Below are 21622 nucleotides of genomic sequence, written 5' to 3'. Positions count from 1 at the left end.
CCCGCTCGCAGGAGCCCGTCATGAGCCCACAGAAGAAGGTTGCCCTGGTCGTCGGAGCCCAGGGAGTCATTGGCCGCAACCTCGTCGATCACCTCGCGGCACTCGGCGATTGGGACGTCATCGGCCTGTCGCGCCGCGGTGGAACATCATCGGGCCGCGTCCGCCATGTAGCCGTGGACCTGCTCGATCGCACCCACTGCCGCGAGAAGCTGAGCGGCCTCTCCCAGGTGACGCACATCTTCTACGCCGCGTACCAGGACCGGCCAACCTGGGCCGAGCTGGTGCCTCCCAACCTCGCCATGCTCGTCAACGTCGTCGACGCAGTGGAGCCCGTCGCGCGCGGACTGCGGCACATCAGCCTGATGCAGGGCTACAAGGTCTATGGCGCACACCTGGGCCCGTTCAAGACGCCTGCTCGCGAGAGCGATCCCCACCACATGCCACCCGAGTTCAACGTCGATCAGCAGGCCTTCCTCGAAGAGCGGCAGAAGGGCCAGGGCTGGAGCTGGTCGGCGCTGCGCCCGTCCGTGGTGTGTGGCTTCGCGCTCGGCAACCCCATGAACCTCGCCATGGTGATCGCGGTGTACGCGGCGATCTCGAAGGAGCTCGGGCTGCCCCTGCGCTTCCCTGGCAAGCCTGGCGCTTACGACAAGCTGATCGAGATGACGGATGCAGGACTGCTGGCGCGAGCCACCGTCTGGGCCGCCACCGATGAGCGCTGCGCCAATCAGGCCTTCAACATCAACAACGGGGACCTGTTCCGGTGGAATGAGATGTGGCCGAAGATCGCCCGCTTCTTCGAGCTCGAAGTGGCGCCTCCCCTGCCGATGTCGCTCGACGTCATCATGGCCGACAAGGAGCCCCTCTGGAATGCCATGACCGAGAAGCATGGACTCGAGCGGCATCCTTATAAGGACGTGTCCTCCTGGCGCTTCGGCGACTTCGTGTTCGCCTGGGACTATGACGTCATCGCGGATGGATCGAAGGCTCGCAGGTTCGGCTTCCACGAGTTCGTCGACTCGGAGGAGATGTTCCTGAGGATCTTCGCAGACCTCCGCCGACGCCGGATCATTCCCTGAGCCGCTCCCTCGCACCCGGTCCTCGGCTCCGCCGAACTGGTATGACAACCCTACCAGCTCGCGCAGACCGCGCCCGACAGGCCTCCTTATGTAAGAATGGGCCGCGACAGCTCCGTCGAGGTGCCTTGACGTGGAGTTCTTGCTCGCGGGTCTCTTCATCGTCGTCGCGATCGCGGTGCTCATCCTGGTGCGATGGCGCCGGGCGAGACCAGCCCCTTGCCTTCCCCAGCAATACGAGGCCGTGCCGCGAACAGGGACCTTCGCGCTGAAGGTCCTCCATGCGCTGCCGCCGTTCGTTCGAGAGCGACCGGTGCTCGAAGGCCAGACCCCGGAGTGGCGCGCCGAGATGGAGGCCGTGGGTCACCACCTCCGCCGCTCCAGGGTCCGCAAGGTGGTGTTCGTCCACGGCACCTTCGTCGGTGACGATCCCACCTTGATGCTCACCTCGCTGGCTGGCCCACTGTCCGCGCTGAGCCCGGAGTTGTTGCCCACCCTGCGGCGCGTCTCCAAGTTCTCGAGCGATCGCATGATGGGCGATCTCGGCAACTACACCGCCGAGTACGTGTCGCTGTTCGAGCAGGCCCTGGGAGGGGGCTTCGAGTCGACGCGCTTCCTCTGGTCCTCGGCAAATCACCACGTTGCCCGGCTGCTCGCGGCCGCGAACCTGCTGCGCCTGCTGTCTGCCGCGGAGTTGGGGCGGGCCCGCGCGCTGCTGGTGGGACACAGCCACGGCGGCCAAGTGTTGGCCCTGCTCACGCAGCTCATCTACCCCACCGCGACGGCGCCGAAGCTGTGGGATGCCCTGCGCGAGCTCGGTGAGCCCGCCGATGAGCTGAAGAAGCTGGCGCTCACGTTGGCGCGGTCCCGGCTCGACATCGCCACCTTCGGCATGCCTCCCCGCTACGGCTTCGCGACGGGCCCACGCTGCCGCGCCCTGCATGTCGTCAACCACCGGGGGCAGGAACCCCGTGCGGCCTCGCTCGGAGGCGTGCTCTACACGGAGGGCGGCGACTACGTGCAGCAGTGGGGAATCGCGGGTTCCGATCTGCCGGCCTCCAACGCGAAGGAGCGGGAGCTCGCCGCGCGCCTGGATGCCCTCCTCGGAGCCGGCTGCGATGTGAAGGCATGGCTCCAGCACGTGCGCCACCGTGCTCGAGTGTCCCAGTACGGCTTCAGCTACCTGGTCGACTACGGCGATCGCGGCGTGGGCGGAATGCCCAACTTCCTGGGCACCTGCTTCGGACACGGCGTCTATACCCGCTACGACGCGATGCTCTTCAACGCCGAGCTGCTCGCGACCCATTTCTATGGCTACGGCCGCGGCTCGCGGGCGGCATAGAGTGCGCCCATGACGAGTTTGCCCACCCTGGCCGCCCACGAGGAGCACGAGCTCTCGCTCCTGCTGTCCGGAAGGTGCCGCCGCTGCGCCGAGAGGCTCCCAGGCGGCACCGCCCTGCGAGGCCGCCCCTGCCCCCGCTGCGGTGAGCCGACGCTGCCCAGCGCCATGGATCGCGCGGCGCTGCACGAGCTCCACGGCACCCAGTCCACCGTCCGCTTGTGGCTGGCCGTGGCGGCCGTGACGGCAGGTGCACTGGTGGCGAGCTGGTTCCCGCTCGTCAACTCGCTGCTGCTGGCCGGAGCGCTGGTGTGGATCCGCTTCACCATCGTCAGGCCCGGGCTGACGCTGCTCACGCCCCGGCGGCGCATCGTCACACGGTGGACGCTGCGGCTGGCCACGGGCTGCTTCCTGGCACTGAGCGTCATCGTGCTGGAGCTGCTCACGCTGATCCCAGCTGCCGGGGCGGTGGTGAAGACGGTGGTGAGCGCAGGCCAGGTCGCCGCCGCCGGAGGAGCCACCCGGAGCTATCTCTCATGGCAGGTGGGCCGCGAGGGGCGCGGCGAACCGGTCGCCCTCTGGGAGGTGGCACTGCTCGCGGTCTGGACCGTGGTGCTCCTGGCCGTGGTGGCGGGAATGGTGGCCGTGGTGCTGTGGATCCTCGGCAAGCTCGGACTGCTGCACGCTCGGGCGCTCCAGATGATGCAGGAGGCCAGGCCATGATCTCCTACGCATTTGTCGCCCAGCTGCTCGGGCTGAGCAGCGCCTCGGGCACTCGCGCCGGGCTGAGCCTGCTGGCGGTGGCGGTGGCCTCGCACGATGGCTACGTGTCCCTGCCTCCCGAACTGCAGTGGATGGCCCTCCCGGGCGCCATGGCGGCCTTCGCGGTCATCCTCATCTTCGAGATGATCACCGTCCGCGATGAAGACATGCACTCACTGCTGGGGCTGGTCCAGTATGGCCTCAGTGCGGGGAGCGGTGCCCTGGCGGTGATGGGCTCGCTCAACGTGGAGACGCAGCAGCTCCCCGAGTGGGCGGTGGGAGGCGGAGGCGCGCTGCTCGCGGTGGCAACACTGGGGCTGCGGCGGCGCGTGCACAACGAGTTCGTGGGCCTCGAGAGCCATGTCTTCCACCCCGTGAAGTGGCTCAACCGCTTCCAGGAGGGCGGCGTGCTGGGGCTGTGCGTGGCCGTCTTCATGGCCCCGGCGCTGGCGCTCGTCCTGGTGGTGCTCATGGCGGCGGCGGGAGTGGCGGCGGCCCTCGTGGCACACCGCATGGAGGCGAGGCTCTTCCGCCGCCCGTGCCCGAGCTGCGGCGCCTCCATCCGGGTGGAGGCCTCTCGCTGCGCGCACTGCCGGGCGGAGGTTCCCGTGGCGAAGCCACTCGAGCTGGGGGTGGGCTCACGCTGAAGGTACAAAGTTCTCCTTTCACCACATCAGACAACTTCTACCCACACGCGCCGACAATTACTCCAGACCCACAACCCAAGGGCGCGACGATGCGGAAGAAGCGGCTGGGCGATCTGCTTCTGGAGAAGGGGCTGGTGGACGACATCCAGCTCCGAGCGGCACTGGGCTTCCACTACAAGTGGGGCGTGCCCCTGGGGCAGGTGGTGGTGGACAAGGGTTTCTGCACCGCGCAGCAGGTGCTGGAGCTGCTCTCCAGCCAGGAGCACCTGCCCGCGATCGATCTGGATCAGCAGACGCTGGATCCCAGCCTGGTGGATCTGCTGCCAGTGGAGACGGCCGAGGCGTGCCGGGTGATTCCGCTGCGCGTCGAGGGTTTGCGGCAGTCCGAGCTGGTGGTGGCCGTGGCTGCTCCGGCGCGCCCCACCGTGCTGGACGAGGTGGCCCGGGTGGCGGGCAAGTCGCGCGTGGTGGCGCTACTGGCCACGGATCGCGCCGTATCGCGGGCGATCGATCGGCTCTACTACCCACACCTCATCGGGGCCGAGCGCCCCATCGAGCCGATTCCCCTCCCCGAGGCGGATGAGCACCTGCCGCTGGTGACGGATCGCGCCGAGTATCTGATGATCGCCCGCGTCGTGCAGAGCGGAGCCCCCGTGCCAACCGTCGAGCAGAACGGCCTGCCGGTGATGCTGCCGCTGGCGGCGGACGTGCCCTTCGACGCGCGCGTCACCGAGCCGGAGATGCCCAAGGTGGCGGCGGTGCCCGAGCCTGAGGTCTGGGTGTACGGCTGGGGCGCCCAGGCCACGGAAGGGCTGATGAAGCTGCTCGCGGACGAGGGTCTGCGGGCCCGGGTGGCGCGCACAGAGGACGTGCTGAAGGCGAGCCCCCGCACGGTGGTGCTGACACCGCTGCAGTCGGTGGAGTCCGTGAAGCGGCACGGTATCCGGGCGCAGTTGCTGGTGGCGGGCCGGGCGCACGATCGAGACCGGGCCCTGGCGATGGGGGCGCATACCTTCCTGTCGGGTCCGCTGCGCACGGACCAGCTGATCCGCGAGGTGCGCGAGCGCGCCGGGGGAGGCCTCTCGCCCATGCGCCAGGCGGGCTGATCCTTCGGGGCCCCCTGCCCTCCTCTGGCCGTTTCGTGCTACCGGAGGAGCGTGGAGACGTGGTTCACCCCTTTCGAGCCGCAACCCGCTCCGTCCGAGCTCCCTGAGGAGTTCCCGAGCCCCCTGGACGAGCTGGGCCCCCACGCGCTGGCTCGCCTGGCTGCGGAGCGGATGCAGGCGGAGCTCCGGGCTGGATCCGTCGCCCCGGGGGTTCCGGCCTCGGGGCTCGATGGTCCGGAGGGCGGAAAGATGTTCGGCGTGCTGGTCGTGCAGGAGCCCGGCGGCCGCATCGGATTCCTTCGCTCCTTCTCCGGGATGCTCGATGGACGGTGGGACGTGCCGGGCTTCGTGCCTCCGATGTTCGACCGCGAGGCGCGCACCCACGTGGAGCCTGCGGGCGAGGCCGTGGTCAAGGCGCTGCTCGCCCGAGCGGAGGCGCTTCGGACCTCACCGGAGTTCGTCGCGCTCCAGCAGGCCCACGCGGAGCAGGAGGTTCGCCACGCCGCGGAGCGAGAGGCGATGCGCGCCGTGCACGAGGCTCGGAAGCGGCAGCGCCATGATCGGCGGGCCGAGTTCGTCGCGGCGGACACGCTCTCGGAGGCCGAGAAGCGCCAGGCCCTCCATGCGCTCGACCAAGAAAGCCGAGGCGACAAGGCGGAGCGGCGCCGGTTGGAGGCAGCCCAGACAGAGGAGTGGCAGACCATTCAGCCAAAGCGAGCGCGGCTCGAGCGGCGGCTCCGTGCACTCGACCGGCTGCGGCGCATCGTCAGCCGCACGTTCATGAAGCGGATCCACGACAGCTACGTGCTCCCCAATGCTCAGGGGGAACGCCGTTCGCTGAGAGCCCTGTTCCCGGCCGGAGAGCCTCCCTCGGGGGCTGGAGACTGCGCGGCACCGAAGCTCCTGGCCTATGCCTTCACGCACGGGCTGCGTCCGTTGGCGCTCGCCGAGTTCTGGTGGGGTTCTCCGCCTCCCGCGGGAGGCCGTGTCGCAGGGGCTTTCTACTCCGCATGCCGGGATAAGTGCGGACCGCTCCTGCCCTTCCTACTGGACGGTCTACGCGTCGCGCCTCCGCGAGCCTTCGCTCCGCCCGTGGTCACCGCCCAGGAGCTGCCCATCCTCTATGAGGATGAGTGGCTGGTCATCGTGGACAAGCCCTGCGGCCTGCTCTCCGTGCCCGCGAAGGATGCGTCGCTCACGGACTCGGTGGCGGCCCGGCTTCGCGCCCGTTACCCGCACGCGGCAGGCCCGCTGCTCGTGCACCGGCTCGACCTGGACACCTCGGGGCTGCTCGTCGCGGCCCTGGACCCAAGGACGCACGCGGACCTGCAGCGACAGTTCCTCCACCGTGAGGTCCACAAGCGCTACGTGGCCTGGCTCGAGGGCCTCTTCCCCGGCGAGCGAGGCACCATCGATTTCCCGATGCGCGTCGATCTCCATGACAGGCCACGGCAGATCCATGATCCCGTGCACGGCAAGCCCGCGGTGACGGAGTGGCACGTCCTGGCGCGTCGGGGCGAACGGACCCGCGTGGCCTTCTTCCCCCTCACCGGGAGGACCCACCAGCTCCGCGTCCATGCAGCACATCCGCTTGGGTTGGGCACCCCCATCGTCGGAGATCGCCTCTACGGGCGCGACGCGGATCGCCTGCACCTTCACGCGGAGTCTCTCTCGTTCCGGCATCCCCACACGGGACAGCGCGTGACCTTCGAGCGCCCGGCTCCCTTCTGATCGCGGCAACCCCGCCGGAAGCCCGATGACTCCCGGGAGCGGACTGCGGCACACTCGCGCCAGTGCGAAGCGACGCTGCGCCCGAGAACAATGACTCCCGCGAGGTCCCGATCGATGGACGCGCTCAATGAACCGCCCCCTGCAACTCGATGACTGGGGCGGCAGCGGTCCGGAACTGCACCTGGCCCACGCCAACGGCTTTCCTCCGGGCAGCTACCGCCGGCTCATCGAACTCCTGAAGCCGCGCTACCACGTCTTCACCCTTCGCAGCCGCTCCCTGGTACCGGGATCGGATCCACTGGAGATGCGGACGTGGGATGACATGGCCGACGATCTGGCCCAGGCGCTGCGAGCCCACGGCCTGGAGGGAGTGATCGGCGTCGGGCACAGCATGGGCGGCGTGGCCACCCTGCTCGCCTCAGTGAACGAACCGAAGCTCTTCCGAGCCGTGGTGGCCATGGATCCGGTCCTGCTCACGGGTTCGCGCCTGATGCTGCTCGGGTTGCTAAGCCTGCTCGGGCTGAGGAGCCAGGTTCCTCCCGCGAGCCTGGCCCGGCGCCGTCGCGAAGCGTGGAACTCCCGTGAGGAGGCCGCCGCGAGCTACCGCAAGAAGCCCCTCTTCCAGCGGTTCGATCCCGCCTCCTTTCAGGACTACATCGCCCATGGGCTCACCGAATCGCCCGGCGGAGGCTTCCGGCTCACCATCCCCACCGCCTGGGAGGCCCGCATCTTCGAGACCTCCCCCCGCGATGCCTGGCGCCAGCTGCGCTCGGTCTCGGTGCCGACGCTGGTGATCCGGGGAGGCGACACCACCACGCTCACTCCGGAGGCCCTGGATCGCGTCCGACGCACCATTCCAGGCGTCCGAGCCGAGGAACTCCCCGGCACCACCCACCTCTTTCCCCTGGAACAGCCCGAGGCGTGCGCAAGGACCCTCCTCTCGTTCCTCGATACCTTGTGAGGGCGGCGCGCACAGGGGCCTGTTCCGGAAAAAACGACACGTGGAGTGACAGATTGAAATGCCTGCGGTGTTAGCGGGCCCATGCACGTATTGCGTTATCCCCCTTGGCTCGTTCTCCTCGTGCTCAGCGTCCCAGGCATATCGGGAGCACAAGGCGTCCCATCAGGAGCCAGTGAGCCGCGATCAGTGGAGGTGGAGGTCCAGGCTCACGATGGAGGCAGCTCGGTTTCCGCCGAGGACGCCAGGCGCCTGGGCCTGAATACCGATGGAGGCGTGGCCGAGCTGGTCCCTCCAACGCTGCTGGCGGACTCTCCGGCCACCTGGCCCGAGGGCCTCGAGGGCACAGCTGCTGAAGTGACGCTGGAGCTGCTCATCGACGAGCACGGAGAGGTGACCGAATCCCACGTGGTCCAGGAGGCTGCGGAGCCGCGCCTCACCGACGCCGCGGTGAAGGCCGCTCCGCACCTGCGCTTCCAGCCAGCGACCCTGGGCGGCGCTCCCGTCTCTGTCCGCCTGCCCTTCGTCTACCGCTTCGTGCCGCCTCCTCCACCCGCTGCCGCTGTGGCCCATCTGACCGGAGAGGTACGGGCTCGCGGCACTCGACGCCCGCTGGCGGATGCGACGCTCTTTCTGGATGGCGCCACCACCCCAGCGGCCACCGTGAATGCCCAGGGCCGCTTCACACTGGAACTCCCGCCCGGTCCCCACCAGGTGCAGGTGCACGCGGCGGGTCACGAGCAGGCCACCTTCGAGGAACAGCTCACCCCCGGCCAGACGCTGGACGTCATCTACCGGCTGCGGCCCGGCGTGGTGAACCCCTACGAGACGGTGGTCCGTGACGATAAGCCTCGCACGGAGGTGACGCGCATCAGCCTGCACGAGCAGGAGATCCGCGAGGTCCCCGGCACCCAGGGCGATCCGTTCCGCGTGGTGATGCTGATGCCGGGAGTGGGCAGCCTCGCCTCGGGCGTCAGCTACCCGGTGGTGCGCGGCAGTCAGCCGGCCGCCACCGGCTTCTTCCTGGATGGCGTGCGCATCCCCATGCTGTACCACCTGATGCTGGGGCCCGCGGTCATCCACCCGGACTTCATCGACACGGTGGACTTCTATCCGGGCACGCCTCCCGTGCAGTTCGGGCGGCTGCTGGGAGGCGCGGTCGAGGGCCGCTTGAGCCGCCCCCGTGAGGATCGGTTCCACGCCACGGCCTACGCGGACTTCATCAACGCCGGTGGCTTCGTCGAGTACCCCTTCCAGGAAACCGGCACCTCCATCAGCGTGGCTGGCCGGGTCAGCTACACCGGCGTCCTCATCTCGCTGGTGAGCAACTCGCTGAATCTGGCCGAGGACGACGGCAGCGTGCGTGCCGGCTTCTGGGACTACCAGGCCCGCATCGAGCAGAAGGTGGGCCAAGGGCGGGTGCGCCTGTTCGCGCTGGGAAGCTCCGATGATCTCGGGCTGACGCCGGACTCGAAGATCGAGAACAGGGAGGGAGGAGGTGTCGTCACCCGCTTCCACCGGGTGGATCTGCGCGGCACCTACCCGCTGATCGGCGGCGAAGCAGAGGCAGGAATCACCGTGGGCTGGGACGAAGCGGGCCTGGTCGGCGATCAGACCCAGCGGGTCGGTCAACAGCTCCAGGTGGTGCGCGTGGGCCAGTACCGCATGGATCAGTCCATCCTGGCGGCGCGTGCGGGCTGGAAGCGCCGGCTGGGAGAGTCGCTGGAGTTCCGACTGGGCGGAGACGTGGAGCACCGCAGCGCCGCCGTGGTGCTCGAGGGCACCGGCCGTCCCCCAGGCTGGCGCCCTGGAGATCCCGATGATCCGCTCAAGAGTCCCTCCACGCTGACCACCTTCAGCGGAGCCTACGCCGAAGCCACCTGGCTCCCCACCGCCACCTGGACCGTGGTGCCGGGGCTGCGCGTGGACGCCTACCACCTGGTGCCTGGCGTCACGTACACGGCCGTGGAGCCTCGCCTGAGCGTGCGCAAGGCCCTCTCGGACCAGTTCAGCCTCAAGGGCGGCGCGGGCCTGTTCCACCAGTCCCCCACCGTGCTGCTGCACCTGCCCGTGTTGGATGGCTCCGCCCTGCGCTACGGCCTGCAATCCGGAGCTCAGTTCGACGTGGGCGCCGAGTGGCGGCCCTTCGACGGGCTGGAGCTGAACGCTGACGCCTTCTACAACCCGCTGCGGCGCGCGGTGGAGTTCGACCTGGCCGACGTGGCGGAGAACCGCCGTCGCGCCAGCCTGGCGATCACGGATCCCAGCACCACGGGCTACGCCTACGGCTTCGAGCTGATGGCCCGTCACCCGCTGGGGCGCCAGTGGTTCGGCTGGGTCTCCTACAGCTTCCTGCAGAGCAAGCGGAAGGTGCGCTTCGATCGCTATGACGACACCAACCACGTGGTGTCCTCGGACGAGGCATGGCTGCCCTTCGCCTTTGATCAGGCCCACGTCTTCAACGCCGCGCTCAGCTACAAGTTCGGCAACAACTACACCGTCGGCGCCGTCGTCCACTTCAACAGCGGGCGCCCGGAGTCCGGACAGATCACCTCCTATACCCAGCGGGCCGTGCAGGACTCCGACGGAGAGCCCACCTGGGTGCGTGTTGACGGCGATCAGTTCAAGCGCCTGCCCCCCTTCTTCCGCGTGGACCTGCGCGCCGCGAAGTCCTGGGCCATGGAGGACTTCACACTCGATCTCTCCCTAGACGTGCTCAACATCTCCGCCCAGTCCGAGGTGTACGGCTACAACTACACGTACGTCTTCGAGACCGGCGCACCGCAGAGGGAAAGCATCGCCCTTCCCGTCATCCTCCCGATGCTCGGCTTGAAAGGAACGTACTGACATGAACCCGCGTCGGAGCCTGTTCTGCCTGCTGGCCCTCGCCCTGGGCGGCTGCGAGCGCTTTCCCGAGGATCCCATCTTCGCCTACGGCGAGGTGCGGCAAGCCGATGGCTCGCCCCACCCCGGTCTGTCGCTGACGCTGGAGCGAACGGTGACTCCTCTCAACGCGAAGCCGGGGGATCCTCCACCGGCCTTCCAGCCCTACTCGGAGGTGACCACGGACGCCGAGGGCCGCTTCATCCTGGAGGTTCTCCAAGGAGACACGGAGCTCCTCGATCGCGACATGAATCAATTCACCCCACGGTTCCGCCTGGCACTGCCATTGGAGGGGGGCCGGGGCACCTGGGTCAGCTTCGAGCAGGTGGACGACGTGGAACTGCCCACCCTGCACCCCTGGGACTGGCACCTGGCACGCGTGGAGCAACCCAGGGGCCCCGCTCTGTCGTTCTCCGCGCCTCCGCCTGCCCCGGAACAGCCCCCCTCGGCGAGCGTGCTCTGGCTGCTCCACGAGGATGGCACCAGCGAGCCCCTCCTCCCCTCGGAACCCAAGGCCGTGGTCCAGCTCCTCAGCGGCAACCAACTGCTCTGGCAACAGCAGGGCGTCGACTCGCCATGGGCTCCAGCCCCCTGGCTCCTGGAGGACTTCACGTCCGTAGAGGCCCAGGTGCGCGCGCACACCCTGGGCAACTGGGGCTTCTCCCCCCTGGGAGCAAACTCCGGCGGCGTGGAGTTCTGGATGGAGTGGCGCAGCGAGCGAATCCCCTGGGCCGCGGGCACGCTCCGGCCGGTGAGCCGCGGGGCCCCCGGTCTCCCGCTGGGTCCCGAGCCGTGTCCCTGGACGGACGGAGATCTCACTCCCGTCATCCTGCCGGACCATCTCGGCAGCTATCCCAACGAGGTAGGGGTGGATCTCCAGGCGCTCAAGCACCTGTCTCGGGTCGTCATCCGAGGCCTGGAGGTCTCCAGGGATTTCGATAAGCCGGAAGAGAACGTCCTGGTGGTGGAAGGCAGTGAGGACGGCGAGCAGTGGATGCGCATGGCCGAGTTGAAACCCTTCCATCCGGAGCCACTGTCGAGCATCTCGAGCCGTTACGACACCTGGCCCCAGGACACGCCCTTCGACGTGCCGCTGCGCACGCAGCAGAACCTCCTCTTCCTCGACGTGCCGCTGGTGGATGCGCCTCCCGTTCGCATGGTGCGGGTCTTCGTCCAGCAGACTCGGGGCAACCACGCCATCCTGCTCGAGTTGGCGGAGCTGTCCCTGTTCGAGTGAACGCTCGATGCTCACCGGGGCCAGAGAGTCACGGCTCGGGCTGTCTCGGAGCTCCAGACGAGCTTGCGGCCCCGGTACATCCGCGGATGCGCCCCGGAATCCGCCAGCGACACGAGCAGGAATGCCCCTCGGGCACGCAGGCTCATCATGTCGTTGGGGCGAAAGGGATAGGAAGGGAGCGCGACCACCGTGCCTGGCTCCAGCCGGCGGAGGAGCCCCGTGGCCAGCGTGTCATTGCCGAAGGGCGTGCCCCAGACGGCCAGCGAGTGCAAGCCGCTCCGAAACTCGACCCACTGGCCCTCGGGCTGTTCGGGAGAGAGTTCGTACAGCGGATCGAGCACCGCGTCGTCTTCGATCTCGCGGCCCTCGAAGCGGGGATCGAGCGCGCGGATGGAGCGCTCGCCCATCTCCTTGCGCATGTCCAGGGCGGCGGTGCCCAACCCATCGGTGGAGTCCTTCGTCTCCAAGCGCAGCCACTTGCCGCCCAGGAAGGCGAAGCCGTGAGCCTTGAGCGGAGTGCTCTTGCGGCGGCCGATCTCGGACTGGCGTCCCACGGCGTCGAGTTCCACGGCCTGGGCCCGCTCCTGCTGGCTTGGAGCGGCGCCCTGGAGGGAGAGGCCCAACAACCGGCCGTTCGGATCGAACCCGTACTCGATGAGTTCGCCCTCGGGAGGCAGCGGAAGTTCCTCCACGGCACCGGTGACGAGGTCCACCAGGAAGAGCCGATCCCGGAAGGCCTGGGAGGGAAAGGGCTCGGGGAAGGTAGGCCTGCCGACGATGGGCATGCTGACGGCGCCTCGCCAGAAGCGCACGGCGCCGCGCTTGCCGTCACGGCTCAGGGCGGTGCTGCCTCCCTGGCAGTCCGCCGCGAGGCGTGCGAGCACCCGGCGCTTGGACGAGACGGGATCCCACTTGATCCACTCGCACTGGCCCGCGGCGGGCTCGAGCAGGGAGACAGTGGTCTCGGTGGCGGGAAAGTCGGGAGTGGCCGGAGCAGAGGGCGCGGTATTGGGTTGCTCAGGGTCGGCCGCGCGTGCCGGGACGAAGGGGGCGAGCAGGAGCGCTGTGAGCAGGACGAGGCAGTGGGTCTTCAAGGTGCTGCCATTGTTTCACAAGCCCCGTGACCCGAGGGAGCCTGGCAAGCGGCCGATGACTCAGAGATCGGCGTAGATCTCGAGGACGTTGTGCTCCGGGTCGCGGAAGAAGAGCGTCCGGTGCTGCCACGGTTGGTCCTTGGGTGGCTCGAGGATCTCGATGCCCTGCTCCACCAGCTTGCGGTGGCACGCGTCGACCTCGGAGGGAGCGACGCGGAAGGCCAGTTGCACCGAGGCAGCGCCTTCGGTCCAGCGCCCATCGGAGTCCTTGCCTCCCGGCTGGATGCCTCCCCGAGGCCGGAGCGTCAGGAGCACGGAGCCGGCGCGCAGTTCCACCCAGAAGTTGTCTCCGAGGCTCTTGTGAAACGGGAAGCCCATGACGTTTTCGTAGAAGGCACGCATTCGGGGAACGTCGCGGCACAGCAGGACAACGTAGTCCAGGTGCCGAATGGAGTGCAGCGGCGAGCGGTTCGTTTCCATGTATCCTCATCCGTGAAGGGGTTGAGTGGCTGCGGCCACAGTACGGACGGGTGACCCGCGAATGAATCCAGCGCAGAGCGTTTCTGGCGCATTCGTTCCAAGCCCCGGGCGCTCCCTGAGAGGAGGCTTGGAGCCTCGGATCAACGCGACGCTCGCCCACGTGCTCCTGGCGGCGCTGGCTCGCCGTGTGCCGCCCGGGTGGTGGTCGGTGGAGCGTGGCGCGTTGGCGGGGCAGCTCTCGACGCATACCACGCAGACTCCCGTTGGACCGCTGGACGAGGTGCTCACCCGGTACCATGCGGAGGCCGGCTCGGAGGCGGTGTTCAGGCTCGGGGTGGAGAGCATCCGGGGAGTCTTCACTCCCGCGCTGGCGCTGTTTCGCGAGGCTCCGGCTCCACGGGATGCGTTCGAGCGATGGCATGCCATCCAGCAGCTTGGGCGTCATCCGCAGTTGTCGCTCTTCGAGCCGCAGAGTGACGAACTCGTCCGCGTGAGGCGGGTAGCTCACAATGGTGCGCCCCGGGAACACTCGCGGGAGCTGGCCATGTGCGGGCTGATCAGTGCCCTGCTGGAGGACATGGGCTGCCGCAACGTGAGCGTCGGGCTCGTGCTGCCTCAGGGCGTGACCACGCTCCAGGCTCGGGGAGCTATCAACGCCGAGGCAGCGGCGAGGATCACCAACGCCAACTCGTGGCTGATCCGGTGGGACCGGCACGTGTCGAGCCCGGCCCAGGTCGATGCTCCTCCCCCAGCGTTCGCATGGAAGCCGCTGGTCGGGCGCGTCTGGACACAGTTGGGAGAGGCCCCCACCCTCCCGGCGCTCGCTCGAGTCCTTGGCCGCTCGCCTCGAACGCTTCAGCGTCGGCTGGCCGAGGCAGGACTTTCACTGGACGCGCTCCGGGGTGCACGCAGGGTCCAGGAAGCCTGTCGCCTCATCTCCGAGGGGCAGCCACTCGCGACGTGCGCGATGCAGGCTGGGTTCTCGGACGTGTCCCACATGGGGCGCGAGTTCCGGCGGCTGATCGGCCTGACCCCGGGCCAGTTCCGAGCGGTCACGGTGCGCTGAGAGCGCGAGAGTGGACGGAGGAGAGAAGACAGGCCACTCTCCGGCTCCGGAGGCTGTAGCGCTCGATGACGCATCCACCCGGCGACGAGAGTCGCTTCTACACCGAAGTGCTCAAGCTGCTGCTGCAGGTCATCACCAGTGACGACAAGCTCGAGCCCGAGGAGCTCGAGGAGTTCTCCCAGGTGGCCGCGCGGTGGAATGTCCCTGCGGCGGAAGTGGCGGCGATGCTCGACCGCTTGCGAGCCGGCAAGCCACTCCCCGCACCGGACATGGGCCTGCTGCGCACCCGACCCCAGGACGTCATCCAGGCGGCGCGGGTCGTCGCCGCTAGTGATCAGCACGTCGACAACGAAGAGATCGAGATGCTCATGCAGATCCGCACGCTGCTGGGCATCTGATCAATTTGGAACTGTTCCAGCGCGCTATGCGGGGGAGCTGATACCAGACGCCGCCGCGACCTCCCGAGCGTGAGCAATGCTGTGCAAACCCTCGCGGCGCAGGTAGTGACTCTTCGGCAGGCGCTTGAGCCGCGTCTCCACGTCCGTCAGCATCGCGAACGCCTGCCGGGCCCTCTCTGGAAAACGTGGCAGCGATTGGACGTAGAGACAGGCCACATGGATCCGATGAGTCATGTCCGCATAGCCAAGCCGCTCGCAACGTCTCAAGAGTGCGCCGAACTCGTCCCACCCTGAGCCTTCGCCGAAGGCCTCGGTGATGATCAGCTTCGAGGTGATCTGCTGAAGGTGCAGGCGTTCTGCCTGCGTTCTCGCCTCTCGGCTCAACTCCTTCTCTTGCGCGAGCACGGCCTGCTTCAGCTCCGCATACGGCGCCTTCGCCTTGTAGAGATTGACGAGGAGCTCATCGCGACGATCTGCCACGCTCTGCCACCAATCTTTGCGCGAGGCTCGCACACTCAACCTCCTGGGCAGGGGTGGCCGTTTGCTTCATCCGGCCAGCGTCCGTCACGCATGCAGAGATCCATGCACGACTGGCACTGACTCTCTCCCCACACGCGGCGCTGTTTCTCCCCCGCGACGAACTCTTTACACGCCACGTAGTGCTCCCGACATGTCTCGCGCCAGCGCTGCTTTTCCTCGGGTGTGGGAATCGGAGGGGAAATTGGTTCCGGGTTTCCTTTGGGCTTGGGCTGGTTGCCGGTCTTGGGTTCAGGCTTGGGCCCTGCGGTTCCCGTACAGCGCTCCCAGGCTCCCGGGTGTTCCTTGAGGCAACAGGTCTCCGAGTCGTCGCCCGGCTGGCATCCCATGCCGTTCATGTAGCAGCCAGCTCCGCTCAGCCCCCCAGCTACGAGCAGCACCCCCAAGAGGAGGCTTGAGCCCCGCTTCAGGAACTCCTCCCGAGTGAACCTCATGGATTCATCATAGTGAGCCCCATCGCCTCCGGAGCACCAACGGGTGGCGGTGGCACCCTTAAATCATCAAACAATCGTCAAAATCATCAACAACTGGATTGACTGAAGCCTTTTTTCAGGTACTTTGGTCTCCATGATCGTGAATCTACTTCTCTTCGGTGAGGCCCTTCGCTCGGCGGCCGGTCCCTGGCGTGATGAGCTTGGCAAGTCGGACCGGGAGCGCCTGGACAAGCTGCTGGGCCTTGCCGTCACGGAGAGGTTTCGTCTGTCCGACTGCCTCCAGGCGCTCTTCCCAGGCGAGGAGCAGCGCAAGGCGCAGACGGCCCTGACCTCCTTCCGAAAGCGCATCAACGATGCTTCTCAGGGCGAGGGGCGCGCCGATCTCGGACTCCGCTTCCACGTGGACACCAAGAAGCAGAATCCGCCCGAAGAGCGCTTCTGCTGGTTCACCGGGCCTGATCCCGCCATGCGGCAGGCGGAGCGGTACTCCGATCAGGTCACCGCTGACATCCAGGGCAAGCCCTTCGTGCCCGCCCAGGGAATCGCCACCACCGGGTCGGCCATGGCCTCAAACAAGAAGGTGGTGCGCTTCTTCGTCTCCTACGCCCACGACAACAAGGCGCTCGTCGATGCGCTCGTGAAGGAGCTACGCACCCACTTCGCCTCATCCGCCCGCTACGAGGTCCACCCCTGGATCGATCACGACATCCTGCTGGGCGAGCGCTGGCGGGAGAGCATCGCGAAAGCCATCTCGGACTGCGAGTTCGGCCTGATGCTGATCAGCCCGGCCTTTCTCGCGAGCAGGTTCATTGGAGAGAAGGAGCTGCCCCACTTCGTGGGTGCCCAAGATGACCCGAGGATCAAGCCTGTCCTGCCCGTGGGGCTCGTGCCGGTCTCGTTCGACAGGCATGACCTCAAGGGGCTCGGAGAGCACCAACTCTTCCTGTTCCAGAACGAGCGGACCCAGGGTCGCTACTACGACCAGATGCCCGCCGGCCCGAAGCGGCGTGAGTTCATCCACAAGCTCTTCCTTGCCATCGAGAAGCGCCTCGATGCCTTCTTCGGCTCTCCCCCTTCGGGTCCACCTCCTTCGCCTCGAGGACCCGAGGCAGGAACTTCCTCGAAAGAATCCGCCGCTGTTCATGTTCCGATGCCGGGCGAGACCAAGAACTTCCAGCGCACCCGAGGACACCGGATTGCCTTGGGACAACTGGAGAGGCTCGACACCGGGCAGCGCAACCTGGCGGAGCACGTTCAAGCGCGTGATGCGCTCGAAGAACTCGAGGAATGGGCCATCAATCCTGAGGCACCACCGTTCTTCGCCCTGCTCGGGGAATATGGCATCGGCAAGACCACCACCTTGAAGCAGTTCACCCGCGATCTGCTGGAGAAACGCAGGACCCGGCCGGACCTTCCACTTCCCATCTATGTGGATCTCCGCGACTACGTCAGCGAGACCCGGGACAAGGACAGCATCCCCACCCTCGAGCAACTCCTGGCCGGCGTCATCCAGAGCAGTTGGAAGCTGCAGGACCGCGCGATCACTCCCGAGGGAGTTCTGCGTCTGGTCCGAGAAGAAGGTGCGCTCATCATCTTCGATGGCCTGGACGAGAAGATCGTCCACCTGACGCCCAACCGGGCCCGAGCCTTCATTCGCAGGCTCTGGGCCGTGCTGCCGGATGCCACTCGGGAAGCCAGGCCTGAAGGCAGACGCCGAGGGAAGCTCCTCATCTCCTGCCGCTCGCACTATTTCCGCGACGTGCTGAGCCAGAACTCCATGCTGGTCGGCGAGGATCGCGAGGGGATGGATCGCCAGCAGTTCCCCGCTCTCTGCCTGCTGCCGTTCACCGAGGAACAGATCCGAGGCTATCTGGCTTCGTTCCTCGGTGGCCGGGAGCATGCAACCGAGGCGTTCGACATCATCGCGTCCATCCACAACCTCAGAGATCTCGCGGAGCGGCCCTACCTTCTGTCCCTGATCAGTGGACGGCTCAGGGAGCTGGAGGAGCTCCAGACGCGAGGTGAGAAGGTGAACGCAGCGCGGCTGTACGAACTCGTCGTCCGCTCATGGCTCAACCGCGATGACGGCAAGCACCAACTCGATGTCGAGCACAAGTACCGCCTCATGGAGGCGCTCGCCGCCGCGCTCTGGCGTGATGGCAGCAAGCAGTGGGATGTGGAGCGACTCGAGGACTGGCTCGACGAATACCTCGCTGCCCATCCTGCCCTGGCCCAGGCCTATGCCAACAAGGATCGCACCGTCCTGAAGGAGGACCTTCGCACCGCCACCTTCGTCCTGCGTCCCACTACGGAGGAGAGACACTTCCGATTCGCCCACACGTCCCTGCAGGAGTATTTCCTCGCTGTCTACCTCCAGCGCGCGCTACTCGAGGGCAAGATCGACCGCTGGGATCTGCCGGGGTTCTCCTGGGAGACGTTGGACTTCCTTGGCCAACTCCTGGAGCAGAGGCCCAACACTCCGGCTCTGCGCACACTGGAGAGAGTGTTGGGTGGCGAGAGTCCCAGCGCCGCCATCATGGCGTTCGCCTACTGGCTCCGCGCGTTGGAGCACGGCTACCCGACACCGTCGCCGACACGAGTGAACCTGTCGGGAGCGGATCTGGAAAGCTGGCATCTGCGCGGACTCGGCCCGACGCAGCCGCTGAACCTGCGCCGGGCAGATCTCTCGGGCGTGAAACTCAACCGTGCTCGGGTGGAGTACGTGGATCTCACGGAGGCCAACCTCACGACCATGCAGGCACGGCAGGCGCTGTTCTTGAATGTGAGCGCCCCCCGTGCACGAGCCCGCGAAGCTGATTTCAGCGGAATCCAGTGGCGTGAGGGATCGCTTGCGGGGGCGAATCTGGGCGAGGTGCAACTTGCTGGGTGCCAGTGGATCCGAGTGGACCGATCTGGGACGATCTTGCCAGATGGATGGGAGAAGCACGCGACTGTCGTGGAGGAAGGCCAGAGCCGTTCCCTCTCATCAAGCAGCGCCGTCCATGCGGTACTCCGCTCCGGACATTCCGACAGTGTCTCCGCGTGCGCGTGGAGTCCGGACGGTCAGCAGCTGCTCTCCGGTTCGGAGGATAACTCTCTGCGGGTGTGGGACGCCTCCTCGGGCCAATGCCTCCTCATCCTCTCCGGACATGCCTCCAGCGTCTACGCATGCGCGTGGAGTCCGGACGGACAACGGCTGCTCTCGGGTTCGGCAGATAACTCCCTGCGGGTGTGGGACGCCTTCTCGGGCCAATGCCTTCTCACTCTCTCCGGACACTCCGACAGTGTCTCCGCGTGCGCGTGGAGTCCGGATGGTCAGCGGCTGCTCTCTGGCTCGGCGGATAACTCCCTGCGGGTGTGGGACGCCTCCTCGGGCCAATGCCTCCTCACCCTCTCCGGACACTCCTCCAGCGTCACCGCGTGCGCGTGGAGCCCGGATGGTCAGCGGCTACTCTCAGGCTCGGCAGATAACTCCCTACGGGTGTGGGACGCCTCCTCGGGCCAATGCCTTCTCACCCTCTCCGGACACTCCTCTAACGTCTTCGCGTGCGCGTGGAGTCCGGATGGTCAGCGGCTGCTCTCTGGCTCGGCGGATAACTCCCTGAGGGTGTGGGACGCCTCCTCGGGCCAATGCCTCCTCACCCTCTCCGGACACTCCTCCAGAACCTACGCATGCGCGTGGAGTCCCGACGGCCAGCGGCTGCTCTCCGGTTCGGCGGATAAATCCCTGAGGGTGTGGGACGCCTCCTCGGGCCAATGCCTCCTCACCCTCTCCGGACACTCATTGTGGGCCTCCGCGTGCGCGTGGAGTCCGGACGGTCAGCGGCTGCTCTCGGGTTCGGCGGATAACTCCCTGCGGGTGTGGGACGCCTCCTCGGGCCAATGCCTCCTCACTCTCTCCGGATACTCCTCTAGAATCACTGCGTGCACCTGGAGTCCCGACGGACAACGGCTGCTCTCCGGTTCGGTGGATAGCTCCCTGCGGGTGTGGGACGCCTCCTCGGGCCAATGCCTCCTCACCCTCTCCGGACACTCCTCCAGCGTCACCGCGTGCGCCTGGAGTCCGGACGGCCAGCGGCTGCTCTCAGGCTCGGTGGATAGCTCCCTGAGGGTGTGGGACACCTCCTCGGGCCAATGCCTCCTCACCCTCTCCAAAGATTCCTTGTGGGTCTCCGCGTGCGCGTGGAGTCCGGACGGTCAGCGGCTGCTCTCAGGCTCGGCGGATAAATCCCTGCGGGTGTGGGACGCCTCCTCGGGCCAATGCCTCCTCACCCTCTCCGGACACTCCTCCAGCGTCTCCGCATGCACCTGGAGTCCGGACGGCCAGTGGCTGCTCTCTGGTTCGGAGGATAACTCCCTGCGGGTGTGGGACGCCTCCTCGGGCCAATGCCTCCTCACCCTCTCCGGACACTCCTCCAGAATCACCGCGTGCGCGTGGAGTCCCGACGGCCAGCGGCTGCTCTCCGGTTCGGCGGATACCTCCCTGAGGGTGTGGGACGCCTCCTCGGGCCAATGCCTCCTCACCCTCTCCGGACACTCCTCCAGAATCACCGCGTGCACCTGGAGTCCGGACAGCCAGCGGATGCTCTCCGGTTCGGTGGATAGCTCCCTGAGGGTGTGGGACACCCCCTCGGGCCAATGCCTCCTCACCCTCTCCGGACACTCCTCCAGAATCACTGCGTGCGCCTGGAGTCCCGACGGCCAGCGGCTGCTCTCCGGTTCGGCGGATAAATCCCTGAGGGTGTGGGACGCCTCCTCGGGCCAGTGTCTCTGGTCCGGCCAGGTCCTCCCTGAAAACCAGACTGCATCGATCGACGAGATTAGCGGACGCATCCTCCACGCCTCCTCCGAGGCATGGCGCTGGCTGGGTTGGCGCTGGACCGATCCTGCCACCCTTAGGCTCCGAATCCTCCCAGCCGAGACCTTCGGTCCCCTACCCCCGTAAGCCGTGTACTCACGCTGTCTCGCACCCGAGGGCCGCACAGCTGTAACAGCTGATTGAGATTAGCGCCGCTTCCCGCGCGAATCCGATGCGTTGAAGGTGTCACATGCCTGGAGCGTTCCCTGCTCCAAGCCTCGGCGGAACCACGAGGTCCGCTGCGCGGCCGAGCCGTGCGTGAACGACTCGGGAACCACTCGGCCCCGAGCACGCTTCTGCAGCGTATCGTCGCCCACAGCCGAGGCCGCCGCCAACCCCTCTTCCACATCTCCCTGTTCGAGGATCTGCCGCTGCTCCTGTGCGTGGTGCGCCCAGATTCCAGCGAAGCAGTCCGCCTGGAGCTCCAGCATCACGGACAGCGCATTGGAGTCCGCCTCCCCCACCCGGCCACGCATCGAGTGCACGCGATCAGAGATCCCAAGCAGGTTCTGCACATGGTGGCCCACCTCGTGTGCCACCACATAGGCCCGAGCGAAATCTCCCGGCGCACCGAAGCGCCGGTCCAGCTCATTAAAGAACGTCAGGTCCAGGTACACACGCTGATCCAGTGGGCAGTAGAACGGACCCACCGCGCTCTCCTCCACGCCGCACGCGGACTGCACCGCGTCCGAGAAGAGAACCAGCTTCGGATTGCTGTACTGCACGCCCTGGGACTGGAGCAGTTGCGGCCAGATGTCCTCGGTATCAGCGAGGACCACGGAGACGAACTCCTTGAGCTCATCCTGCGCGGGATCCACCGCTCGCCCCGACCCACCGACTCCTCCCGAAGGGCCCTGCGGAATCACGACATCCGAGGGATCCCCGCCCAGCAGCATCACCAAGAGCGCGATCACCACACCCGCGGCGCCACCTCCCACCGCCAGGGGACGCCCCACTCCCATCCCACGGCGATCCTCGATGTTCGTGCTGCGCCGTCCGCCTTGCCACCTCATCAG

16 protein-coding genes are annotated in these 21622 nt (G+C 67.2%); 12 read left to right on the top strand and 4 right to left on the bottom strand.

The window, feature by feature from the left end:
- The first annotated feature begins 20 nt into the window (after nucleotides 1–20).
- The 9 genes from KY501_RS08345 (at nucleotide 21) to KY501_RS08305 (ending at nucleotide 11739) form a co-directional block, all read left to right on the top strand.
- Complete coding sequence (locus KY501_RS08345; RefSeq protein ID WP_224362141.1) at nucleotides 21–1079, top strand: SDR family oxidoreductase; 1059 nt, start codon at nucleotides 21–23, stop codon at nucleotides 1077–1079.
- A gap of 130 nt (nucleotides 1080–1209) precedes the next feature.
- On the top strand, nucleotides 1210–2418 hold the full coding sequence (locus tag KY501_RS08340) for a hypothetical protein (protein WP_224362140.1): 1209 nt from the start codon (nucleotides 1210–1212) through the stop codon (nucleotides 2416–2418).
- Nucleotides 2419–2427: 9 nt separating this feature from the next.
- Nucleotides 2428–3138 carry a hypothetical protein gene (locus KY501_RS08335; protein ID WP_224362139.1) on the top strand — a complete coding sequence of 237 codons (711 nt, stop codon included), beginning with the start codon at nucleotides 2428–2430 and terminating at the stop codon, nucleotides 3136–3138.
- The gene (locus KY501_RS08330; RefSeq protein WP_224362138.1) at nucleotides 3135–3824 is read left to right on the top strand and encodes a DUF4126 family protein; all 690 of its coding nucleotides are present in this window, start codon (nucleotides 3135–3137) and stop codon (nucleotides 3822–3824) included. Before KY501_RS08335 ends, KY501_RS08330 begins: the two co-directional genes overlap by 4 nt.
- 89 nt (nucleotides 3825–3913) lie before the next feature.
- Nucleotides 3914–4930, top strand: coding sequence for a GspE/PulE/PilB domain-containing protein (locus KY501_RS08325; RefSeq protein ID WP_224362137.1), 1017 nt, complete (start codon nucleotides 3914–3916; stop codon nucleotides 4928–4930).
- 51 nt (nucleotides 4931–4981) lie between these two features.
- Nucleotides 4982–6661: an RluA family pseudouridine synthase gene (locus KY501_RS08320; RefSeq protein ID WP_224362136.1), complete on the top strand. Its 1680-nt coding sequence runs from the start codon at nucleotides 4982–4984 to the stop codon at nucleotides 6659–6661.
- A 127-nt stretch (nucleotides 6662–6788) separates the two neighbouring features.
- Nucleotides 6789–7622 (top strand): alpha/beta fold hydrolase, encoded by an 834-nt coding sequence (locus tag KY501_RS08315; RefSeq protein WP_224362135.1) that lies wholly within the window; start codon nucleotides 6789–6791, stop codon nucleotides 7620–7622.
- 273 nt (nucleotides 7623–7895) lie between these two features.
- Complete coding sequence (locus tag KY501_RS08310) at nucleotides 7896–10466, top strand: TonB-dependent receptor domain-containing protein (RefSeq protein WP_224362134.1); 2571 nt, start codon at nucleotides 7896–7898, stop codon at nucleotides 10464–10466.
- A gap of 1 nt (nucleotide 10467) precedes the next feature.
- Complete coding sequence (locus KY501_RS08305) at nucleotides 10468–11739, top strand: hypothetical protein (RefSeq protein ID WP_224362133.1); 1272 nt, start codon at nucleotides 10468–10470, stop codon at nucleotides 11737–11739.
- A gap of 11 nt (nucleotides 11740–11750) precedes the next feature.
- Here the strand turns inward: KY501_RS08305 and KY501_RS08300 are convergent, their stop codons facing one another.
- Both KY501_RS08300 and KY501_RS08295 read right to left on the bottom strand, forming a co-directional pair.
- The gene (locus KY501_RS08300; protein ID WP_224362132.1) at nucleotides 11751–12833 is read right to left on the bottom strand and encodes a hypothetical protein; all 1083 of its coding nucleotides are present in this window, start codon (nucleotides 12831–12833) and stop codon (nucleotides 11751–11753) included.
- Between the two features lie 60 nt (nucleotides 12834–12893).
- A complete protein-coding gene (locus KY501_RS08295; protein ID WP_224362131.1) occupies nucleotides 12894–13313 on the bottom strand; it encodes a VOC family protein in 420 nt (139 codons plus the stop codon).
- A gap of 127 nt (nucleotides 13314–13440) precedes the next feature.
- Here KY501_RS08295 and KY501_RS08290 point away from each other — a divergent pair, with 127 nt between their 5' ends.
- The gene (locus KY501_RS08290) at nucleotides 13441–14379 is read left to right on the top strand and encodes a helix-turn-helix domain-containing protein (RefSeq protein WP_224362130.1); all 939 of its coding nucleotides are present in this window, start codon (nucleotides 13441–13443) and stop codon (nucleotides 14377–14379) included.
- 65 nt (nucleotides 14380–14444) lie between these two features.
- Complete coding sequence (locus KY501_RS08285; RefSeq protein WP_224362129.1) at nucleotides 14445–14777, top strand: tellurite resistance TerB family protein; 333 nt, start codon at nucleotides 14445–14447, stop codon at nucleotides 14775–14777.
- A 24-nt stretch (nucleotides 14778–14801) separates the two neighbouring features.
- Here KY501_RS08285 and KY501_RS08280 read toward each other — a convergent pair whose 3' ends face one another.
- Entirely contained in the window at nucleotides 14802–15290 is a 489-nt protein-coding gene (locus KY501_RS08280; protein WP_224362128.1) for a hypothetical protein, read from the bottom strand.
- 591 nt (nucleotides 15291–15881) lie between these two features.
- Here KY501_RS08280 and KY501_RS08275 point away from each other — a divergent pair.
- The gene (locus KY501_RS08275; protein ID WP_224362127.1) at nucleotides 15882–20693 is read left to right on the top strand and encodes a WD40 domain-containing protein; all 4812 of its coding nucleotides are present in this window, start codon (nucleotides 15882–15884) and stop codon (nucleotides 20691–20693) included.
- A 59-nt stretch (nucleotides 20694–20752) separates the two neighbouring features.
- On the opposite strand, the gene ypfJ is transcribed toward KY501_RS08275, so the two are convergent.
- Nucleotides 20753–21619, bottom strand: a complete 867-nt coding sequence (ypfJ, locus tag KY501_RS08270; protein ID WP_224362126.1) for a KPN_02809 family neutral zinc metallopeptidase — start codon at nucleotides 21617–21619, stop codon at nucleotides 20753–20755.
- Between the last annotated feature and the right edge of the window lie 3 nt (nucleotides 21620–21622).

Source organism: Hyalangium versicolor (assembly GCF_020103695.1).
GTDB classification, from domain to species: Bacteria; Myxococcota; Myxococcia; order Myxococcales; family Myxococcaceae; genus Hyalangium; species Hyalangium versicolor.
This window is presented reverse-complemented; position numbering and strand designations above follow the sequence as displayed.